The following is a 17,381-nucleotide window of genomic DNA, read 5'->3' as shown; positions in this document are numbered from 1 at the left end:
AAACGTGATATACTGAAAGTGAAGAGGTGTATCCGATGAAAAGGCAGCAATTTATAGATATGCAGAAAATGGGTTCGACCAGTTTGCCTAATTTGCTGATTGCCCATTATGAGCAATTAGGACTGAATGAATCACAAATGATGGTCATGTTAAAGATTAAAATGAATGAAGAACAAGGCGTCTTTTTTCAGACATTTGAAGAGCTTTCACATGGTATGACCATTTCGGCCGAAGAATGTGCTTATATGGTGCAGTATTTGATTCAAAAAGGGTTTATTTCGATCCAGCCGTTTGAAGACAGGTCTGGTATTCAGCATGACCGGTACTCGGTAGAACCCTTATGGGGTGTGCTGTATGACTTTTTAGAAGCAAAACAGGCGAAAGACCTGCAAAAGAATCATGTGCAGGCTGAAAAATCTTTATATGCGCTATTTGAAGATGAGTTTGGCAGACCACTTTCTCCTCTTGAAGGGGAAACACTCTCGATCTGGATGGACCAAGACCATCATGATGCTGAGATGATTCGTCTTGCTCTAAGAGAAGCCGTTTTATCAGGAAAATTAAATTTTCGCTATATCGATCGAATATTGTTTGAGTGGAAAAAGAAAGGGCTGAAAACAGCGGAAGAAGCGAAAGAGCATAGCCAGCATTTCCGTTCGCAGCAAAAAGCCCCACCTTCAAAAGAAGAAACATCTTCATATAAAAGACAAGTTCCTTTTTATAATTGGCTGGAACAATAACCAATAAAGGAGAAGGCATGTTATCAAAAAAACAAATCAATGAATGTTTAGATATTATAGGAGATATGTTTCCAGAGGCTGAGTGTGAGCTTGTTCATTCCAATCCATTTGAACTAGTGATTGCTGTCGCACTCTCAGCGCAATGTACAGATGTTCTAGTGAACAAAGTGACCAAACATCTATTTCAAAAATATAAAACACCAGAAGACTATTTAAGTGTGCCGCTTGAAGAGTTGCAGCAGGATATTCGTTCGATCGGTCTTTATCGTAATAAGGCAAAAAACATTCAAAAATTAAGCCAAATGCTGATTGAAGATTATGGCGGTGAAGTGCCAAGAGATCGAGATGAGCTAATCAAGCTCCCAGGGGTTGGACGGAAAACAGCAAATGTCGTTGTGTCTGTCGCTTTTGGAATTCCCGCCATTGCAGTAGATACACATGTCGAGCGCGTAAGCAAACGACTTGGGATTTGCCGCTGGAAGGATTCTGTTCTTGAGGTAGAGCAAACCTTAATGAAGAAGGTGCCAAAAGAGGATTGGTCCGTGACCCATCATCGTCTCATCTTTTTCGGCAGATATCACTGTAAGGCGCAGCGGCCACAGTGTGAATCTTGTCCACTTCTTGATATGTGCAGAGAAGGGCAGAAGAGGCTGAAAAAAGGGCTGGTGAAGCTGGCATGAGCGGAGCAGCTGTTTTCACCTCATATGTCGAAAAGCTAAAAGAGAAAAAGGTAGAGATAAGCGGCGAAAAAAAGGATATATTAAGAATCAATCCACTCGCATTTGATCTATCTTCAGAACCTTTACTAGATGAGCAACCGTGGCAGAAAACGGAAGAATTTGTTCCTTTGATGTTTGATCTGTGGAATGAATTAAAAGACAACATGCTTCCTCGCTTTCAAACGAGAAAATCTCGGTGTGAAGAGGATGATATGCTGCAAGGCATTGTCAGTATGATTGCAATGTTTTACTGGATCAAAGGAGAGAAGCTTCAAACCGTTGATTGGGAGGAAATCAAACAACAGACGTTTCCAGTAGCCCCCATTAACTGGACAGAACGATTAGAGTTTATTTTACTTAAACCTACTCAATATCATTGCTTTATTCAATTGGACGAGTTATACACAGAGCTCAAAAAGCAGTATGGAAAATACGAAGCACTCAGAAAGTTAAAACAAAATCGTTAAAAAAGCACTTGCCACATAGGGCAAGTGCTTTTTTGTTATTCGTCTTCTTTGCGAGAAGTAGAATTTGACTGAGTATTTGAGCTTTGAGAATTGGCTTTCTCGTCGTCTTTCTTTTTATCTTTATTGGCATCGCTCTGTGAGTTGCTGTTTCCATTTGTACTGTCTGAGCCATCACTTGAACCACCATTGCCATTTTCGGTATTTCCGCCTTGATCTTGATCTTTTTTATCATCAGGCTTCTGCTCATCAGTGCCTTGGTTTTGATTATCATCTGTTTGATCTGTCTGTTCATCATCAGGTTGCTGTGGCTCTTCTTCTTTGTTCTCATCATCTGCTTTTTCTTCCTCTTCTTCCTCATCTTTAATGGTGAGGAAGGTAGAAGCAGCTTTACTTGTGACATCGTCTACAGTCGCTGTCACTTGGAATTTATAGGTGGATCCTGGCTTTACATCAGAGATGACGGCTTCTTTAGAAGAGCTGTTTTGAATGTCTTTATAGCCGCCATCATCGACCGCTTGCTTCACATTAAATGTTGCATCTGCATCGTCATCATAACCCCAAGTGAGTGTAATCGATTTTTTCTCTTCATCATACACCGCTTTTAAGTCAGATGGTTTGTCAGCTTCTTTCTTTTCATATGTGTCAGAAACTTTTGTTGGGACAGTTCCTTTGACGAAGTATTCCGTTGTCTTCTTATCACTTGGTGTGTTTGGTCCAGCTAACTTCGCTGGATCTGATCCTTTTTCAACCGTTGCTTCAACGACACTGTCTGGCTTTTCAAATGAGCCGCTTCCATCATCAATTTGAGAAATTAATTTCTGGAAGACCACTTTGGCAACACGTTGTTCATAATCCGTAAGCCACATTTTGCCGTCCGCATCTTTTGAGTTGCCGATTCCAGTCCACACAGCTGCTGTGTATTGCGGCGTGTAACCGACAAACCAAGAATCTTTCGCCCCGCCAGAAGGGATGTTGTATTTATTAATATCATCTTGTGTAAAGTTGGTTGTACCTGTTTTACCAGCTACTTGAACATTCGGTACTTGTGCGAGTGTACCTGTTCCAGATTGTACAGCAGTTTTCAGCATATCTGTGATCATAAATGCAGTGTAATCACTCATGGCTGCTTTAGAGTCTGGAGTTAAGTCAAGCTTCGTCCCGTCATTAAATTCAACAGATGTTACGGCATGCGGTTCATTATAGTATCCGTTGTTACCGAATGCACTAAATGCACCAGCCATTTTAAGTGAAGAGACACCTTCGTCAAATCCGCCGATTGAGTAAGACTCAGGAATGTCAGAAGGTAAATCCAGACCTAAGTTATTGGCGAATTGAACAGCATTATCTGTACCAGCTTCTTGGAAAGCTTTTAAAGCAGGGATGTTTCGTGATTGTGCCAAAGCACTTCTCATCGACATTTTCCCTAAGTGTCTTCTGTCAAAGTTGTTAATTGGTGTACCGTTAGAGTACGTATAAGGCGCATCATCAATTTGCTGATATGTTGACCATTTTTTGTTTTCAATTACAGGGCCGTAATCTAAAATTGGTTTGATTGTAGATCCCGGCTGGCGTTTTGCATCAGTGGCATAGTTAAAGCCGCCGGCTGGTACATCACGTCCACCGCCAATGGCACGAATTTCACCATTTTTTGTATCTAGCAGGGTGACTCCAGCTTGCATACCTTTCGTAAATCCGGCTGAATCCCCATTGATGATGTCATCCAGATGATCCTGTGCTTTTCGATCAAGAGAAGTATAGATTTTTAATCCATCTGTTGATACATCTACTTTGGCTTTTTTCTGTACTTCTTCCATGACTTCTTCAATATAAGCAGAGTACTTACTTGAGTTTTGACTCTTATATTTATCAGCTGAAACAACGGTTTTGCTGACAGGTGTTGCTTTTGCTTCCTCATACTCTTTTTCTGAAATATAGCCTTGTTTTTTCATTAGACCTAAAACGATATTACGGCGTTTTTCCGCTGCCTCTGGATGTTTCACAGGGTTATACGCAGAAGGACTTTGCGGCATACCCGCAAGTGTAGCAGCCTGTGCTACAGTTAGTTTATTTAAATCTGTCACTCCGAAAAATTGTTCAGCCGCTTTCCCAACCCCATAAGCATAAGGAGAGAAGAAAATACGGTTTAAATACATTTCTAAAATTTCATCTTTAGAGTATTTTTGCTCAAGCTGAATCGAGAGCCACACTTCCTGAACTTTACGTTTTAACGTCTTTTGATTGTTAAGCAGGGAGTTCTTCACAACCTGCTGTGTAATCGTACTTCCACCTTCTGCTCCAAAACCGTCCTCGACGTTTGCGACAAGAGCACCGCCAATACGGATAGGATCAATCCCGTGGTGTTTATAAAAACGTGCATCTTCAGTTGCAATAAACGCATCTTTTACCACGTCGGGTATATCTTTAATCGAGACATACGTTCTTTTCTCCGCCCCGACTTCTGCAAAGACTTTTTTGTCTTTATCATAAAGTTTTGAAGAATACGGCGTTTTTAGCTTGCTATCATCAATAGAAGGAGCGCTTGATGCAAAAACGGCAAAAGTTGTGATTCCGGCTACTAAACAAAGAAGACCGATCACGAGTAAAGATAAAAATATTTTTTTAAATAGACCTGCTTTCTTTTTGCCTTTTTTGTTCTTTTGCTTCTTATTGTTTTCTTGACTTGCTTTACGTCGCTGTTCACGACTTGTAAATTGATCAGACATCACATCTCAACCTTTCGTGTTAAACCTTTTTCGAACGTAAATGATGCTTGCTTTCATCCGAAAAATGAAGTGTCTCCACTACTTTAATATAATCAATTCTTGGCGAATATCCAAGTGTCATGAGGTGGCCTGCTTCCATTAATTCATCTTTGCTAATGGATTTACGGCCGTTTTGCTGCTGCCGCTCCCAAAAGAAGAAGAGGTCAGAAGCGGACAAATAATAAACGGAACCAAATGCGGATATAATAACAAAACAAATACCGCCTTGCTTTTCAACCTGTTTCATATGCTCAATTTGATGGTTGTGGAAATTTTTGAGCGGAAACGAGGTGGTGCTTTTGGTTTCCTTTGCTTCAAAATCGATATAGCGCCCTTTGTATACCCCGTTGTAGTCTGTTGTGGAGGATTGTTTAAAATAGGCTTCTTTAATGACAGCAGCGCTTCTTTTTGGATAATCCACATTGACAATTTGAACAGGGGTAGGCTTTTTATGAATGACTGCGATCCCGTTGACCAAATAGTACTGGTTCGTTTCATTTAAGTCAGCTTCAAGCGTCATCCCGCGGTTACTATAAGATGATTCGCCGCTGATTCTTTTTTTTGTCCCAATTTGTTGAATGGGCTGATACGATTTTCCGTTAGGATACCGAATCATCAAGTTTCAGCCTCCTTTTAATGCATTTTGTATTGGAGAGATCACCATGTTGTCACAACAAGAGCACATGATTACCCAGCATATTTTACATGAAACGAAAGCGAAAAATAAGGACAACCTGACAAGGACAAATGCGTACAAGCGCTTTTATGACCGTCATCCAGAGATGAAATGGTCTCTGCTTGCTTCTTTTGTCTCAAGAAATGCTGGATGGTCGATGACAGATTTAAAAGGCGAGCTCTTCCATCCGGGTTTAACGGATCAGCAAGGGCATCTGTTCTTTACAGCATATGAAAGAGCGAATTGGCTGATCTTTTCAGATGCTTACCCGCAGCTTCTCTTGTATGAATGGTCAAAAAGGTGCCGCAAACCTTTATTTCATCTGCTGCCCAATTTCGGTGTGTCTCGTTTTATGAGCGCTGAGTGGGAACGATTTTGGCAAAAGCGTGACACAGAGCGATTGCTGCATGCACTCATCATAAATGAACAATATACTATACAATCTCCTATTATACAAAATCCTCTCCTGAAAAAGAATGTTTTTCACTCGATTCAATATCTTTTCAGCGAGTGGGCACATTTTCAAACCGTCGTTTTTCCGACAGTAGACGGGCATTTGTACGGCTTAACCATACGAAAGTTTTCCCAAGTAAAAGAGCGCATTACGTTAGGGAAAAAACTAGCAAAACTATTGTTTCGAGCCGATTTGTTTTCGGATTTTTATCATTTTTTGCATACTGTGCCGCATACGGGATCTCGATTTGATTTTGAACCGTTTTTAGGGATTGCGCGAAGGTCAAGCCCTTTCCTCAGAACGGTGTATCCAGTCATGACACATTCATTAGACGATCAAAGGGAAGATTGGTTTCAAAAGAAATTGAGTCCAGCCTTGTTTGAAGCAGAGCGTTTACCAAAACAAATTGAGCTGACCGACTGGTATTTTCATAAAAAAAGGCAGCTTCGTTTTCTTTTCTCATTAGAACACTATTTTTTGCATAAATAAAAAGCAGGGGGTACCTGCTTTTTTTACGTGGATGGACGGTTAGGGCCGCCAAGCTTTTTATCAAGCTGATCTGTACTATTTTCTTTCCCTTTTGTTTTTTGCTCTTTTGGTGCTTGCTGCTTTTTCATGACATCTACCTCCTTTGTCCTTAGAATTTACACAATCGGACGCGATCATACAAAGAAGGACAAGCACGTGTCGAAATGGAAGAAATTGCGCTTATCTTCACTTAGATTGGCGATTTAGTTCTAGTTTTGTCATGTATGAAGGAGGGAGTAAAAGAAAAGAGAATGTAACGAGAGATGATAAAGGAGGAATCTGATGATGAGCGAATTTGTATCAAAAGAATCCATTATGCAATTGTTAGAGGAAATTGAGCGAAAGATTGATGAGGTGGAAGAAGAACTGTCTTTAGCTGTCAAAAAAACAAAAAACGCTGCCGTAGAGGAGCAAGAACAAATCATTGACCGTCTTGAATCTGAAGTGAAGGAATGTGAATTGAAAATTCATGCAGCAGAGTATAAACTGCAGGCAAGACCCGCATATCACGCCGGATAGCTTTTCTATTTGAGCAATAAGTAAACGTTTGATAGGATGGTTCATAGAGGTGAACACTTTGGATAATCAAACATTACTTAAACATACACAAGAGTTGATCACGTGGATCGAAGAAGCATACGAGCAGTACCTAAAGGGAAAGGCAGAAGAGGAATACCCAGTTTATGATTTTTACAACGATATTCAACCGGCCGTTGTCAAATTTGATCAGCAAATGGAAGAGTGGCTTACTGCTGCTACCTCATTTATTCATCAGGCCAAACCTAGATACTTACATCAAGAACAGCTTGAAGCCGTCCAAGAAAATGGAAAAGAGGTTGTGCTGCAATCTTATTTTGGCAAACAGCATGCACCTCGTGTGAAAAATTTAGTTGAGTCAGTGATTTATACACTGAACCTTTTAATAGAAGAAATCAACAAACGCAGCTGATGAAACAGCCTGCGTTTTTCTTATGGCTGCTGTAGGCACATCTTCTGCTTCCTGAACATAATATATCATTGACTTCAATATGTTTTCAGAGCGAGAGGAGCGAGATACATGTTCCCTTATTCAAACCAGCCATCTTATGAAATGAATCAATTTCAGCAACGGCCTTTTCCGTATCCAGATATGCAGCAGCCTCCGCAGCCTCCAGAATATTTCATGCCCCCATATCAAGGTGAAATGAACCAGCCGCCGTCTGCAGGCTATCAGCCGCCTTTTGGATATCAGGAAAACTTCCAGCCTTATCAGCCGCAGCCTGAAGCAATGAATCAGCCACAAATGCAGCCGCCGGGCATGATGCCTATGCAACAGCCTATGAATCCTTATCCTTTGCCAAGGCCACAAAAACAGCAATCATCTCAATTTAAAAGTGTGCTGTCACAATTTAAAAAAACGAATGGGCAATACGATTTTAATAAAATGTTTGATACTGCTGGACAAATGATGAGTACAATGAATCAAGTGGGCTCATTGGCGAAAGGATTTACTAGTATTTTTAAAGCATAGCAAAACCCAATAGATATACATCTATTGGGTTGTTTGTTTTGGCGCAGTCACACGAAGTGATTGATTTTTCCAAACGCTCTTCATATTGGTTTCATCTATTTTTGCAGGCATTAAAATGGTTTTGGTAAAGCTCGAATAGGAGGAAGTCGTGTCTGTTTTGATTTTTTCCTGTACCGATAAGTGTAAATATTGCGCTTTCACTTCTAGTGCGATATCACCTTCGACAAAATGGTCTGGAAATCGAATCTCAATATATACATATTGATCATCTTCTGTCACATCGGTTGTAATGGATGCAAGTGAATGGCTCGTGGTCATCAGCGCCTCTGCACTATTTAAAATGTCGTGAAACGGCGATGATGCAAAAAATTGTTCAATCGCTTCATATAGAATGTCTTCATTTGTTAACAACTCGTGTTTCTTTTCACTTTCATGTTTCATTTGAATCACCTCTCATCTACAGCCTATGCAAAAGGGGCTCAGGCGGTTATCAATTGATGAGAGGAAAAAATTATGATTAAATAGTGTTGAATGAAGCAAGGTGTATGGGCGTGAAGGTTTATACGCTGAATAGATCTAGAAGCAAAGCTTGAAGGGAGCAAATGAACATTGCTGAAAAAATTATTCGGTTTCGGAAAAAACCAAGATGATGTAAAGGAAGAAGTCATTTATTCTCCAGTTGATGGAGAGTTAATGGATATGACCGATGTACCAGATCCCGTTTTTTCTCAAAAGATGATGGGAGACGGCGTAGCTGTAAAACCAAAAAACGGAACCATTGTGTCGCCAGTAGATGGTGAAATTATTCAACTCTTCCATACAAAACATGCAATTGGGATTCGAACACTCTCGGGGCTTGAGCTTCTGATTCATATCGGACTTGAAACGGTTGGATTAAATGGTGAAGGCTTTGAAGCACACATAAAAGAAGGGGATAAAGTGAAAGCAGGTGATCCTCTCATTACGTGTGATTTAGCGCTGATTGAAGAAAAAGCGGCAAGCACAGTGACACCAATTGTCATCATGAATGGTGATTTAGTAGAACATCTTGACAAAGAACCTAAGGGCTCTGTAGAAAAGCAGACGTCCAAGCTTTTTACAGTGAAAATGAAATAATCCAAAAAACTACCCTGAGTTGATAGGGTAGTTTTTTGATTGAGGACATTAATCCTCCATTGGAACCCAGCCTTTACTTGCTTCCATGACAGTCCATAAACCCTCTGGAATCATGTACTTGTCTTTTTGACTGCGTTTAATGACGGTTTCAATCTCGTTTTCTCTGCCTTCTTTAATCTTTACTGCCCAATCGGGATCAACAATGACTTCTCTTGCAACAGCAATGAGTGGAATCCCTTGATTGTATGCATTCAGTGCATCCTCAGCTGTAATGACGCTGCCGACGCCGATGAGTGGAAGCGTGTCACCACAGCGCTCTTTTAATAATTCCATCCGCGTCTTACTTGTATCAGCACCACGTCTTGCTTTAGCGTCAATCTCCATTAAAGAAATATGCAAGTAATCAAGGTTTTTTGTCTTAAGTACGTCCACTAAAGTAAATGTTTCTGTCATGGTTAAACCAGGTGTTTCTGGTTCTTCAGGTGATAATCGATACCCAAAGATAAATGGTTTTGTTACATGCTCTTTGATTGCTTCTTTCACTGCAGCTACTACTGCAATTGGAAATGCGAGACGCTTTTCTTCGCTTCCGCCCCATTGATCTGTACGCTGATTACTATGCGGGGAGTAGAATTGCTGTAATAAATATCCGTTCGCTCCATGGATTTCGATCCCATCAAATCCCGCTTGGATTGCGCGCCTTGCTGCTTCTTTAAATGAGTCGATGATGTGAGGAATTTCTTCTTCTGTCAAAGCTCTCGCAATTTGTTTTCCATCTTTAAATACATCACTTGGCGCAACGACATCACCGTTTGGGACTAAATGAGGGAGAGCCTGAGAGCCGCCATGATGAATTTGCATAATGGCTTTTGTTCCTTTCGCTTGAATCGCAGAAGCAAGCTTTTGAAGGCCAGGTATATCTTCATCTCTTGCAATAGAAGGCTGTCCTTCAAACGCCTTACCATCTGGCGTCACGTTTGCACATGCGGTGATGACCATGCCCATTTCGCTTGATCTAGCGGTGATAAAATCAATTTCTTCCTTTGAGATCGTGCCATCCTCATGAGAACCGAAGTGTGTCATTGGTGCAACGACTAAACGGCCAACAATAGAGGCACCCCCTGGAAATGTAAAAGGTTCAAATAAAGGCTTAAATTCGTTTTTCAATCTCATCATCTTCTTCCTTAATAAAATCATTTCACTATAGAAGTGTAATAGATATTGTTACAACACATCAAAATATTTGCTCACAAGCGGTGCATCAAAAAATTGCCGCCTAGTCATGCAAACAAATATTCGGTACACTAGAATGAGAGGTGGATACCAGATGAAGAAGAAAACAATGAACGAACTCATAGAAGATTTAAAAAAAGACGAACAGGTCGAGCATTGGCATGAAATTGAAGCGAAGCCTGCACTGACTTCTCCAATTCCTGAAAGAATAAATGACAGGCTCAAAGTGGCGCTTGAAAAAAGAGGTGTGAGCGAACTATACATTCATCAAAAGGAAGCCTTTGAACGTGTGATGGATGGTGAGAATGTGGTGACTGTGACACCTACAGCTTCAGGTAAAACACTTTGTTACAATCTGCCAGTTCTTCAGTCGATCTCAGAAGATCAGACAAGCCGCTCCCTCTATTTATTTCCAACAAAAGCACTTGCGCAAGATCAAAAAAGTGAATTAAACGAAATCATTCATGAGATGGATGTTCCAATTCACAGTGAAACCTATGACGGGGACACCTCCCCAGCGATTCGCCAGCGCGTCAGACAGGCAGGACATATTGTCATCACAAATCCAGATATGCTGCATTCAGCGATTTTACCTCATCATACGAAATGGGTCAGTTTATTTGAGAACTTAAAGTATATTGTCATTGATGAGCTTCATACATACCGAGGCGTGTTTGGCAGTCATGTCGCCAATGTCATTCGAAGACTAAAGCGAATTTGTGCGTTTTACGGAAGTGACCCGACCTTTATTTGTACATCAGCGACCATTGCGAATCCGAAAGAGCTTGCAGAGCAGCTGACCGGAAGCAAGGTGCATCTCATTGAACGCAACGGAGCGCCTAGCGGTAAAAAGAATTTTGTCTTTTACAACCCGCCAGTCGTCAATAAGCCATTAAATATTAGACAAAGTGCGGCCACTGTTGTGAATCAGCTCGCTAAAACATTTTTAAAAGAAAAAATTCAAACGATTGTTTTTGCTAGAAGTAGGGTAAGAGTTGAAGTCATTCTAAGTCATATTCAAGAACTAGTGAAAAAAGAAATTGGTCCTAAATCGATCCGTGGTTATCGCGGGGGCTATTTGCCGAAAGAGCGGCGCATGATTGAAAAAGGCTTAAGGGAAGGAGACATTCTCGGTGTTGTCAGCACAAACGCACTAGAATTAGGAGTAGATATTGGACAGCTAAAAGTCTGTATCATGACCGGATATCCTGGCAGTGTAGCGAGTACGTGGCAGCAGGCAGGACGAGCTGGAAGGCGTCATGAGGAAGCACTCATTATCATGGTCGCAAGCTCATCGCCACTTGACCAATATATTGTCAGACACCCTGAATACTTCTTTAACAGGCCACCTGAATCGGCAAGAATCAATCCTGAGAACCTTATCATCCTAGTCGATCATCTAAAATGTGCGTCCTACGAGCTACCGTTTCGAGAAGATGAACAGTTTGGCGGTATGGAAGTAGAAGAAATCTTGCAATACTTACATGAAGAAGGGGTTCTTCATTTCAGCGGGAACCGTTATTATTGGTCAGATCAATCGTTCCCGGCTCATGGCATCAGTCTGAGATCTGCAAGTCAGGAAAATGTCGTCATTGTCGATCAATCCGATGTAGCGAACGTTCGAATTATTGGGGAGATGGATCGATTCAGTGCGATGACCTTACTTCATGATGAAGCGATTTATTTACATGAAGGGGTTCAGTATCAAGTGGAAAAGCTAGATTATGAGCATCTTAAGGCTTATGTGAAACAAGTCGATGTAGAATACTATACAGATGCGAATTTAGCGGTTCAGCTCAAGGTGCTTGAAATTGATCAGACAACAGAGAAGGAAGCGGTATCTGTTCACTACGGTGATGTGACCGTCAATGCAATGCCGACCATTTTCAAAAAAATTCGATTATCAACCGGTGAAAATATCGGCTCCGGCCCGATTCACTTACCTGAAGAAGAGATTCATACGAGTGCTGCTTGGTTTGAATTACATGAAGCAGAGCGGACATTTGAAGAAAAAACACTTGAACAGCTCTTGCTCGGTATTGCCAATGTTCTTCAGCATATTGTTCCGGCGTTTGTCATGTGTGACCGTTCAGACATTCATGTCATTTCTCAAATAAAGGCAGCCCATACGGGGAAACCGACCGTATTTTTATATGATCATTACCCAGGTGGAATCGGTTTAAGTAAAGAGGTCCAGGCTCGCTTTGATGAAATTGCTCGTGCAGCCACTCAGCTGATTGAGCGATGCAGCTGCGAGAACGGCTGTCCATCTTGTATTGGCATGGAAATGAAAGAGATCGATGGAAAAAGCAGTATCATTCAATTGATGGCAGGATTTTAAGGGAAGGGGGAATAGACGTACTCATGTCATTAAAAGGAAAATTAAACAGAATGAAAAAACACCTGTCACACAATCAGTCAGATGAAAAGCGTGTGGCAGTAAAAGAGGAACAAATGCACACTGTGACGGCTGAAACCATTCCATTTCTAAAAGAGTGGGGGGAATTAAGTGCAGCTCCTTACTACTTTGAAGACTCTTTCTGCCTCATTCGGGAAGTGACCTATCCACTTGACCATCAGCATGGGCGATATTCATTTGCAGAACTGCCGGAGATGGTGAGTGCATGGAACAAAAGTGAGATTCAGCATTCTCTTTCTGCAAAAGGCTACAAGCCTCACGAGCTATTTTTCTTCGATACAGAAACAACAGGACTATCTGGCGGAACGGGAAATATGATTTTTCTGCTTGGGCATGCGAGAGTTTATTCAGATAAAGTGGTGGTAAAACAACATCTGCTCACGAATCCAGGAAATGAAGCGGCACTTTATAAAAGCTTTCTTAGTGAGGTGGATGTTGAATCACTTGTGACATATAATGGAAAATCATTTGACTGGCCTCAAGTCAAAACGAGGCATACATTATTACGCGATCAAATACCTGCTCTACCTGAATTTGGTCATTTTGACCTTCTGCATGGGTCAAGGAGATTGTGGAAACATAAATATGAGCGTATGGCTCTTTCGGTTGTAGAAAAAGAGGAACTGCACGTCAATCGAGAGGGAGATACACCGGGGTTCCTCGCACCAATGATCTATTTTCACTTTTTAAAGGAACAAAACCCGAAACTGATTGAAGGAATTTTGACTCACAATGAACTTGATGTCTTATCGTTAATCAGTCTCTACATTCATTTGTCTAAAAAAATCTTATCCAAAGATGCGGTGAAGGAAGACGATGAGAAATATGCATTAGCTAAATGGCATCTTGCTCACCGAGATGTTCAGGAAGCAACAAAGCACCTGCAAGAATTAACGGGAGCAGCGTTTGAGCATGCGGATCAAGCAGCTTATGATCTATCATTACAGTACAAGCGGTTAAAACAATGGGATGAAGCGGCATGCATATGGAGGCGTCTATTTGAATCAAGTGATGTTCATGTAAGATTAAAAGCGGGTGTAGAGCTAGCAAAGTATGAAGAACACCGTCAAAAAGATCCAAAAGCAGCCCTTTCCTTTACCCAAACATTGTTATCACAATCGTCTTTAAGTGAACGAGACATTGTGGAACTTGACAAGCGAGAAAAGCGGCTCTTAAGAAAAGCTGGGCAATGAAATTATTGCCTGGGAAAGCGCAAAAAATGACAACGTTCGGCTCTCGGCCGAAAATAAAAATTGTTTAGCACTTTTATTGTAGAAAAGTCACGAATCCTGTAAAATAACGTTAGATATTGAATGAGGAGCGTAGAGCATGTATAAGGGTCTTTTCTACTTGTTTTTTCTTGTTGTCATATTGGTCGCGTTTGTGTTTTCAAACTATAAAGATGTTTTTCTTGCAAACTTTTAAAATAGGTTAATGCATTAGTACATGTACACCTCTTGATTCATACATTGTTAATGTAAGAAAATCAAGGAGAGGGGAATGCTACATGTACCATCATCATCATTGCAATCCAAATGTTACACAGCCAATTGTACATCCAACGAATCACTGCTGTACGCATAGTGAGTCAACTACAATTGTGCCGCACATCCACCCGCAGCATGTAACAAATGTTCATCACCAAAATTTCCAACATGTTCACTACTTCCCGCATACGTTTTCTCAGGTGGACCCGGCAACACATCAACACTTTAACTGCGGTGGACCTTGCTGTAACAGATAAAGTGAAATGGGACTTTTATAAGTCCCTTTTTTTAAAAGCAGGTGAAAAAATGAAAATTATTGCTTTCACAGGGTACAAGCCATTTGAGCTTGGGATCTTCAAACAAGACGAGCCTGCACTTCAATACATAAAAGCGGAACTTCGGAAAAGGCTGACGGCACTCATTGAAGACGGGCTGGAATGGGTGCTCATTTCAGGTCAGTTAGGGGCAGAAATATGGACAGCTGAAGTGGTCTTTGAGCTTCAAGAGGAGTTTCCAGATTTAAAACTTGCTGTCATTACACCATTTTATGAACAGGAAGAGCGCTGGAATGAACAAAATAAAGAGCTGTATGAAGGCGTTCTTGCACAAGCTGATTTTGTAGAAAGTGTCACGCATAGACCGTATGAAAGTCCGGCACAATTTAAACAAAAGAACCGCTTTTTTATTGAAAAAACGGACGGCCTTCTCGTCTTATATGATCCCGAGCACGAAGGCTCGCCAAAATATATGATTAAAGAAGCTGAAACCTATACCGACTACCCAATTATGTATATCACAATGGATGATTTAAGAGCACAGGTTGAGGCGGAAGATCCGTTTTTTGACTAAAAGCAAGAGAAAATTTGACAACGTCACGTATTTCTGAAAAAATATACTATGAATTCACGATATGAGGTGAAAAAGATGCTTGCTGATAAAGTAAAGCTTTCTGCGAAAGAAATTTTAGAAAAAGAATTTAAAACAGGTGTCCGAGGGTATAAACAAGAAGAAGTCGATAAATTTCTAGATATGGTCATTAAAGACTATGAGACATTCCATCAAGAAATTGAAAAACTCCAACAAGAAAACCTTCACTTGTCAAAACAGCTTGAAGAAGCGGTTGAGCAAGGGAAAAGACAGCCTGCACAGTCCAATACAACAAACTTTGATATTTTAAAAAGACTATCTAATCTTGAGAAACACGTTTTCGGCAGCAAACTTTATGATTGAGTAATACCAAAAAAGCTTGTGTCAGATGACATTGTCGTTTATAATAACGCATGTTGATTAACGTTCGGGTAATCGCTGTAATGCTTTGACATTGCAGAGGAAAGTCCATGCTCGCACGGTGCTGAGATGCCCGTAGTGTTCGTGCCTGGCGAAAAAATAAGCCAGGGCAGCCTGGGAAAGGCTGACGGCAGGAAAAATGCCTACGTCCTTTTAGGATATGGCAAAGTATCCTTGAAAGTGCCACAGTGACGAAGTCTCACTAGAAATGGTGAGAGTGGAACGCGGTAAACCCCTCGAGCGAGAAACCCAAACTTGGTAGGGGAACTTTCTCAAAGGAACCAAACGGAGAGAAGGACAGAGAATTCTGTAGATAGATGATTACCACCTGAGTACGAGGCTTTTGCCGTTTGTAGTACGATGGAACAAAACATGGCTTACAGAACGTTATATCCGTTATCATAAACATGATGAAATCAAAGCTCTCCTATTTCTACATATGGAGAGCTTTTATCTTGATTAAGAAAAGAACGAGAAAACAGGTGATAAACAAATGAAAACCTATACACTCATCGCAACAGCGCCAATGGGAATTGAAGCGATTGTTGCAAAAGAAGTAAGAGACCTCGGGTATGAGTGCACCGTAGATAACGGAAAAGTTATTTTTCAAGGAGATGCGCTTGCCATCTGCCGTGCGAATCTATGGCTGCGTACAGCAGACCGAATCAAGGTCCAAGTTGCTGAATTTTCGGCTAGAACATTTGACGAGCTTTTTGAGCAGACTAAAGCCATTGACTGGGCCGCATTTTTACCGAAAAATAGTACATTCCCTGTCATTGGTAAATCTGTTAAATCTCAGCTTGCCAGTGTGCCGGATTGTCAGCGTATCGTCAAAAAGGCTATCGCGCAAAAACTTAGATCATCTTACAACATACAGTCTGAATGGCTAGAAGAGACGGGTCCTGAATACAAAATCGAGGTAGCGCTTTTAAAAGATAAAGTATTGCTGACGCTCGATACGTCTGGTGTGGGTCTTCATAAACGTGGATACCGTGCAGATCAAGGCGGGGCGCCTATTAAAGAAACCCTTGCAGCGGCGCTTGTCTTATTAACGAACTGGACACCTGACCGTCCGTTTGTCGATCCTTTTTGCGGATCAGGCACAATTGCTATCGAAGCAGCGATGATTGGACAAAACATTGCCCCTGGATTTAACCGGGAGTTTGCATCTGAATCATGGGAATGGATCGGTGAGGACGTTTGGAACAAAGCACGCCTTGAAGTAGAAGAAAAGGCGAACTATGATCAGCCGCTTCGCATTATCGCGAGCGATATTGATCATCGCATGATAGAGATTGCGAAACTGAACGCAGAAGAAGCTGGACTTAGTGAACTGATTCAATTTAAGCAAATGCAAGTGAAGGACTTTCAAACAAAAGAAGAGTATGGTGTAATTGTCGGAAATCCGCCTTACGGTGAACGTCTCAGCGATAAGCCAGCTGTGGAAAAAATGTATCAAGGCATGGGCGAAGCATTGAAAAACCTAAATACGTGGTCCATTTACATTTTAACGTCACATGAAAAATTCGAAGAATGTTTCGGAAGAAAAGCGACGAAAAAGAGAAAACTGTTTAATGGATTTATTAAAACAGACTATTATCAATACTGGGGAAAACGCCGGCCTAGAAAGCAAACAACTGAATCGTAACAAATGTCCACACCACGAGAAGGTGTGGATTTTTTATGCTAAAAAGGTATAAGTCTTGACGGGACGGAATAAACTGAACTTGATTTTAAAAAAAGAGGTGTCTTCATGATTCATTATGATCAATTTCAGTTAATTCAAAAAGCACTCGCTTCAACAGCCCGAGAAATAGAAGGGATTGAAACAGGACAATCTGCTAAACTTACGGCAGCCATCGAGAACTTAGCAATGGCTCAAAACTACATAGACCATTCAGAGCACGCATTTTTAATGAAGGAAAGCTACCAACATCGCCTGCGCTCTTAAAAAAAGATTGTCATACCCCAGCATAAATGGTA

20 protein-coding genes and 1 other RNA gene are annotated in these 17,381 nt (G+C 41.0%); 16 read left to right on the top strand and 5 right to left on the bottom strand.

What is annotated here, in order from left to right; all coding sequences use genetic code 11:
- Positions 1-35 precede the first annotated feature (35 nt).
- The 3 genes from LCD32_RS09735 to LCD32_RS09725 are packed head-to-tail and all read left to right on the top strand — an operon-like array spanning position 36 to position 1,926.
- Positions 36-740: a DnaD domain-containing protein gene (locus LCD32_RS09735; protein WP_007500879.1), complete on the top strand. Its 705-nt coding sequence runs from the start codon at positions 36-38 to the stop codon at positions 738-740.
- Between the two features lie 17 nt (positions 741-757).
- Positions 758-1,420, top strand: coding sequence for an endonuclease III (gene nth, locus LCD32_RS09730; protein ID WP_008344602.1), 663 nt, complete (start codon positions 758-760; stop codon positions 1,418-1,420).
- A complete protein-coding gene (locus LCD32_RS09725) occupies positions 1,417-1,926 on the top strand; it encodes a YpoC family protein (protein ID WP_019744018.1) in 510 nt (169 codons plus the stop codon). Before nth ends, LCD32_RS09725 begins: the two co-directional genes overlap by 4 nt.
- Before the next feature lie 35 nt (positions 1,927-1,961).
- Here LCD32_RS09725 and LCD32_RS09720 read toward each other — a convergent pair whose 3' ends face one another.
- A complete protein-coding gene (locus LCD32_RS09720; protein ID WP_224563693.1) occupies positions 1,962-4,649 on the bottom strand; it encodes a PBP1A family penicillin-binding protein in 2,688 nt (895 codons plus the stop codon).
- Between the two features lie 19 nt (positions 4,650-4,668).
- Positions 4,669-5,304, bottom strand: a complete 636-nt coding sequence (gene recU / locus LCD32_RS09715; RefSeq protein WP_019744016.1) for a Holliday junction resolvase RecU — start codon at positions 5,302-5,304, stop codon at positions 4,669-4,671.
- A 46-nt stretch (positions 5,305-5,350) separates the two neighbouring features.
- Between recU and LCD32_RS09710 the strand changes: the two genes are divergently transcribed.
- Positions 5,351-6,307 carry a DUF2515 domain-containing protein gene (locus LCD32_RS09710; RefSeq protein ID WP_224563690.1) on the top strand — a complete coding sequence of 319 codons (957 nt, stop codon included), beginning with the start codon at positions 5,351-5,353 and terminating at the stop codon, positions 6,305-6,307.
- A gap of 23 nt (positions 6,308-6,330) precedes the next feature.
- Here LCD32_RS09710 and sspM read toward each other — a convergent pair whose 3' ends face one another.
- Complete coding sequence (gene sspM / locus LCD32_RS09705) at positions 6,331-6,435, bottom strand: acid-soluble spore protein SspM (protein ID WP_017359731.1); 105 nt, start codon at positions 6,433-6,435, stop codon at positions 6,331-6,333.
- Between the two features lie 196 nt (positions 6,436-6,631).
- Here sspM and LCD32_RS09700 point away from each other — a divergent pair, with 196 nt between their 5' ends.
- The 3 genes from LCD32_RS09700 (at position 6,632) to LCD32_RS09690 (ending at position 7,856) form a co-directional block, all read left to right on the top strand.
- Entirely contained in the window at positions 6,632-6,865 is a 234-nt protein-coding gene (locus LCD32_RS09700) for a DUF5446 family protein (protein WP_224563687.1), read from the top strand.
- Positions 6,866-6,914: 49 nt separating this feature from the next.
- A complete protein-coding gene (locus LCD32_RS09695; RefSeq protein WP_225310452.1) occupies positions 6,915-7,295 on the top strand; it encodes a YppE family protein in 381 nt (126 codons plus the stop codon).
- A 108-nt stretch (positions 7,296-7,403) separates the two neighbouring features.
- The gene (locus LCD32_RS09690) at positions 7,404-7,856 is read left to right on the top strand and encodes a YppG family protein (RefSeq protein ID WP_017359729.1); all 453 of its coding nucleotides are present in this window, start codon (positions 7,404-7,406) and stop codon (positions 7,854-7,856) included.
- Between the two features lie 21 nt (positions 7,857-7,877).
- On the opposite strand, the gene LCD32_RS09685 is transcribed toward LCD32_RS09690, so the two are convergent.
- Positions 7,878-8,297, bottom strand: coding sequence for an Hsp20/alpha crystallin family protein (locus tag LCD32_RS09685; RefSeq protein ID WP_058214033.1), 420 nt, complete (start codon positions 8,295-8,297; stop codon positions 7,878-7,880).
- A gap of 168 nt (positions 8,298-8,465) precedes the next feature.
- Here LCD32_RS09685 and LCD32_RS09680 point away from each other — a divergent pair, with 168 nt between their 5' ends.
- Positions 8,466-8,972, top strand: a complete 507-nt coding sequence (locus LCD32_RS09680) for a PTS glucose transporter subunit IIA (RefSeq protein WP_008344623.1) — start codon at positions 8,466-8,468, stop codon at positions 8,970-8,972.
- A gap of 48 nt (positions 8,973-9,020) precedes the next feature.
- Here the strand turns inward: LCD32_RS09680 and LCD32_RS09675 are convergent, their stop codons facing one another.
- Positions 9,021-10,139 (bottom strand): NADH-dependent flavin oxidoreductase, encoded by a 1,119-nt coding sequence (locus LCD32_RS09675; protein ID WP_224564584.1) that lies wholly within the window; start codon positions 10,137-10,139, stop codon positions 9,021-9,023.
- A 160-nt stretch (positions 10,140-10,299) separates the two neighbouring features.
- On the opposite strand from LCD32_RS09675, the gene LCD32_RS09670 reads away from it, so the two are divergent.
- The 8 genes from LCD32_RS09670 to LCD32_RS09635 all read left to right on the top strand — a co-directional run bounded on the left by LCD32_RS09670 (position 10,300) and on the right by LCD32_RS09635 (position 17,349).
- Positions 10,300-12,546, top strand: coding sequence for a DEAD/DEAH box helicase (locus LCD32_RS09670; protein WP_224563685.1), 2,247 nt, complete (start codon positions 10,300-10,302; stop codon positions 12,544-12,546).
- 23 nt (positions 12,547-12,569) lie between these two features.
- Positions 12,570-13,817: a ribonuclease H-like domain-containing protein gene (locus tag LCD32_RS09665; protein WP_224563683.1), complete on the top strand. Its 1,248-nt coding sequence runs from the start codon at positions 12,570-12,572 to the stop codon at positions 13,815-13,817.
- Between the two features lie 314 nt (positions 13,818-14,131).
- Positions 14,132-14,368 carry a spore coat protein CotD gene (gene cotD, locus LCD32_RS09660; RefSeq protein ID WP_072368252.1) on the top strand — a complete coding sequence of 79 codons (237 nt, stop codon included), beginning with the start codon at positions 14,132-14,134 and terminating at the stop codon, positions 14,366-14,368.
- A gap of 49 nt (positions 14,369-14,417) precedes the next feature.
- Positions 14,418-14,960, top strand: coding sequence for a DUF1273 domain-containing protein (locus tag LCD32_RS09655; RefSeq protein WP_263485726.1), 543 nt, complete (start codon positions 14,418-14,420; stop codon positions 14,958-14,960).
- 75 nt (positions 14,961-15,035) lie between these two features.
- Positions 15,036-15,341, top strand: a complete 306-nt coding sequence (gene gpsB / locus LCD32_RS09650) for a cell division regulator GpsB (protein ID WP_008344631.1) — start codon at positions 15,036-15,038, stop codon at positions 15,339-15,341.
- Positions 15,342-15,401: 60 nt separating this feature from the next.
- Positions 15,402-15,783: RNase P RNA component class B (rnpB, locus tag LCD32_RS09645), an RNA gene on the top strand.
- Between the two features lie 108 nt (positions 15,784-15,891).
- Positions 15,892-17,046 carry a class I SAM-dependent RNA methyltransferase gene (locus LCD32_RS09640; RefSeq protein ID WP_081114622.1) on the top strand — a complete coding sequence of 385 codons (1,155 nt, stop codon included), beginning with the start codon at positions 15,892-15,894 and terminating at the stop codon, positions 17,044-17,046.
- Positions 17,047-17,151: 105 nt separating this feature from the next.
- Positions 17,152-17,349 (top strand): hypothetical protein, encoded by a 198-nt coding sequence (locus LCD32_RS09635; protein ID WP_017359721.1) that lies wholly within the window; start codon positions 17,152-17,154, stop codon positions 17,347-17,349.
- The last annotated feature ends 32 nt before the right edge of the window (positions 17,350-17,381 follow it).

The organism is Bacillus sp. RSS_NA_20 (genome assembly GCF_020165915.1).
Taxonomy (GTDB): Bacteria; Bacillota; Bacilli; order Bacillales; family Bacillaceae; genus Bacillus; species Bacillus altitudinis.
Note: the sequence above shows the minus strand (reverse complement) of the source record. Positions and strands in the feature narration are given on the sequence as shown.

Excerpts from the sequence above, each read along its gene's own strand:
- LCD32_RS09735 (WP_007500879.1), top strand. The coding sequence starts at position 36 with ATGAAAAGGCAGCAATTTATAGATATGCAGAAAATGGGTTCGACCAGT.
- nth (WP_008344602.1), top strand. The coding sequence starts at position 758 with ATGTTATCAAAAAAACAAATCAATGAATGTTTAGATATTATAGGAGAT.
- LCD32_RS09725 (WP_019744018.1), top strand. The coding sequence starts at position 1,417 with ATGAGCGGAGCAGCTGTTTTCACCTCATATGTCGAAAAGCTAAAAGAG.
- LCD32_RS09720 (WP_224563693.1), bottom strand. The coding sequence starts at position 4,649 with ATGTCTGATCAATTTACAAGTCGTGAACAGCGACGTAAAGCAAGTCAA.
- recU (WP_019744016.1), bottom strand. The coding sequence starts at position 5,304 with ATGATTCGGTATCCTAACGGAAAATCGTATCAGCCCATTCAACAAATT.
- LCD32_RS09710 (WP_224563690.1), top strand. The coding sequence starts at position 5,351 with ATGTTGTCACAACAAGAGCACATGATTACCCAGCATATTTTACATGAA.
- sspM (WP_017359731.1), bottom strand. The coding sequence starts at position 6,435 with ATGAAAAAGCAGCAAGCACCAAAAGAGCAAAAAACAAAAGGGAAAGAA.
- LCD32_RS09700 (WP_224563687.1), top strand. The coding sequence starts at position 6,632 with ATGAGCGAATTTGTATCAAAAGAATCCATTATGCAATTGTTAGAGGAA.
- LCD32_RS09690 (WP_017359729.1), top strand. The coding sequence starts at position 7,404 with ATGTTCCCTTATTCAAACCAGCCATCTTATGAAATGAATCAATTTCAG.
- LCD32_RS09685 (WP_058214033.1), bottom strand. The coding sequence starts at position 8,297 with ATGAAACATGAAAGTGAAAAGAAACACGAGTTGTTAACAAATGAAGAC.
- LCD32_RS09670 (WP_224563685.1), top strand. The coding sequence starts at position 10,300 with ATGAAGAAGAAAACAATGAACGAACTCATAGAAGATTTAAAAAAAGAC.
- LCD32_RS09665 (WP_224563683.1), top strand. The coding sequence starts at position 12,570 with ATGTCATTAAAAGGAAAATTAAACAGAATGAAAAAACACCTGTCACAC.
- cotD (WP_072368252.1), top strand. The coding sequence starts at position 14,132 with ATGTACCATCATCATCATTGCAATCCAAATGTTACACAGCCAATTGTA.
- LCD32_RS09655 (WP_263485726.1), top strand. The coding sequence starts at position 14,418 with ATGAAAATTATTGCTTTCACAGGGTACAAGCCATTTGAGCTTGGGATC.
- gpsB (WP_008344631.1), top strand. The coding sequence starts at position 15,036 with ATGCTTGCTGATAAAGTAAAGCTTTCTGCGAAAGAAATTTTAGAAAAA.
- LCD32_RS09640 (WP_081114622.1), top strand. The coding sequence starts at position 15,892 with ATGAAAACCTATACACTCATCGCAACAGCGCCAATGGGAATTGAAGCG.
- LCD32_RS09635 (WP_017359721.1), top strand. The coding sequence starts at position 17,152 with ATGATTCATTATGATCAATTTCAGTTAATTCAAAAAGCACTCGCTTCA.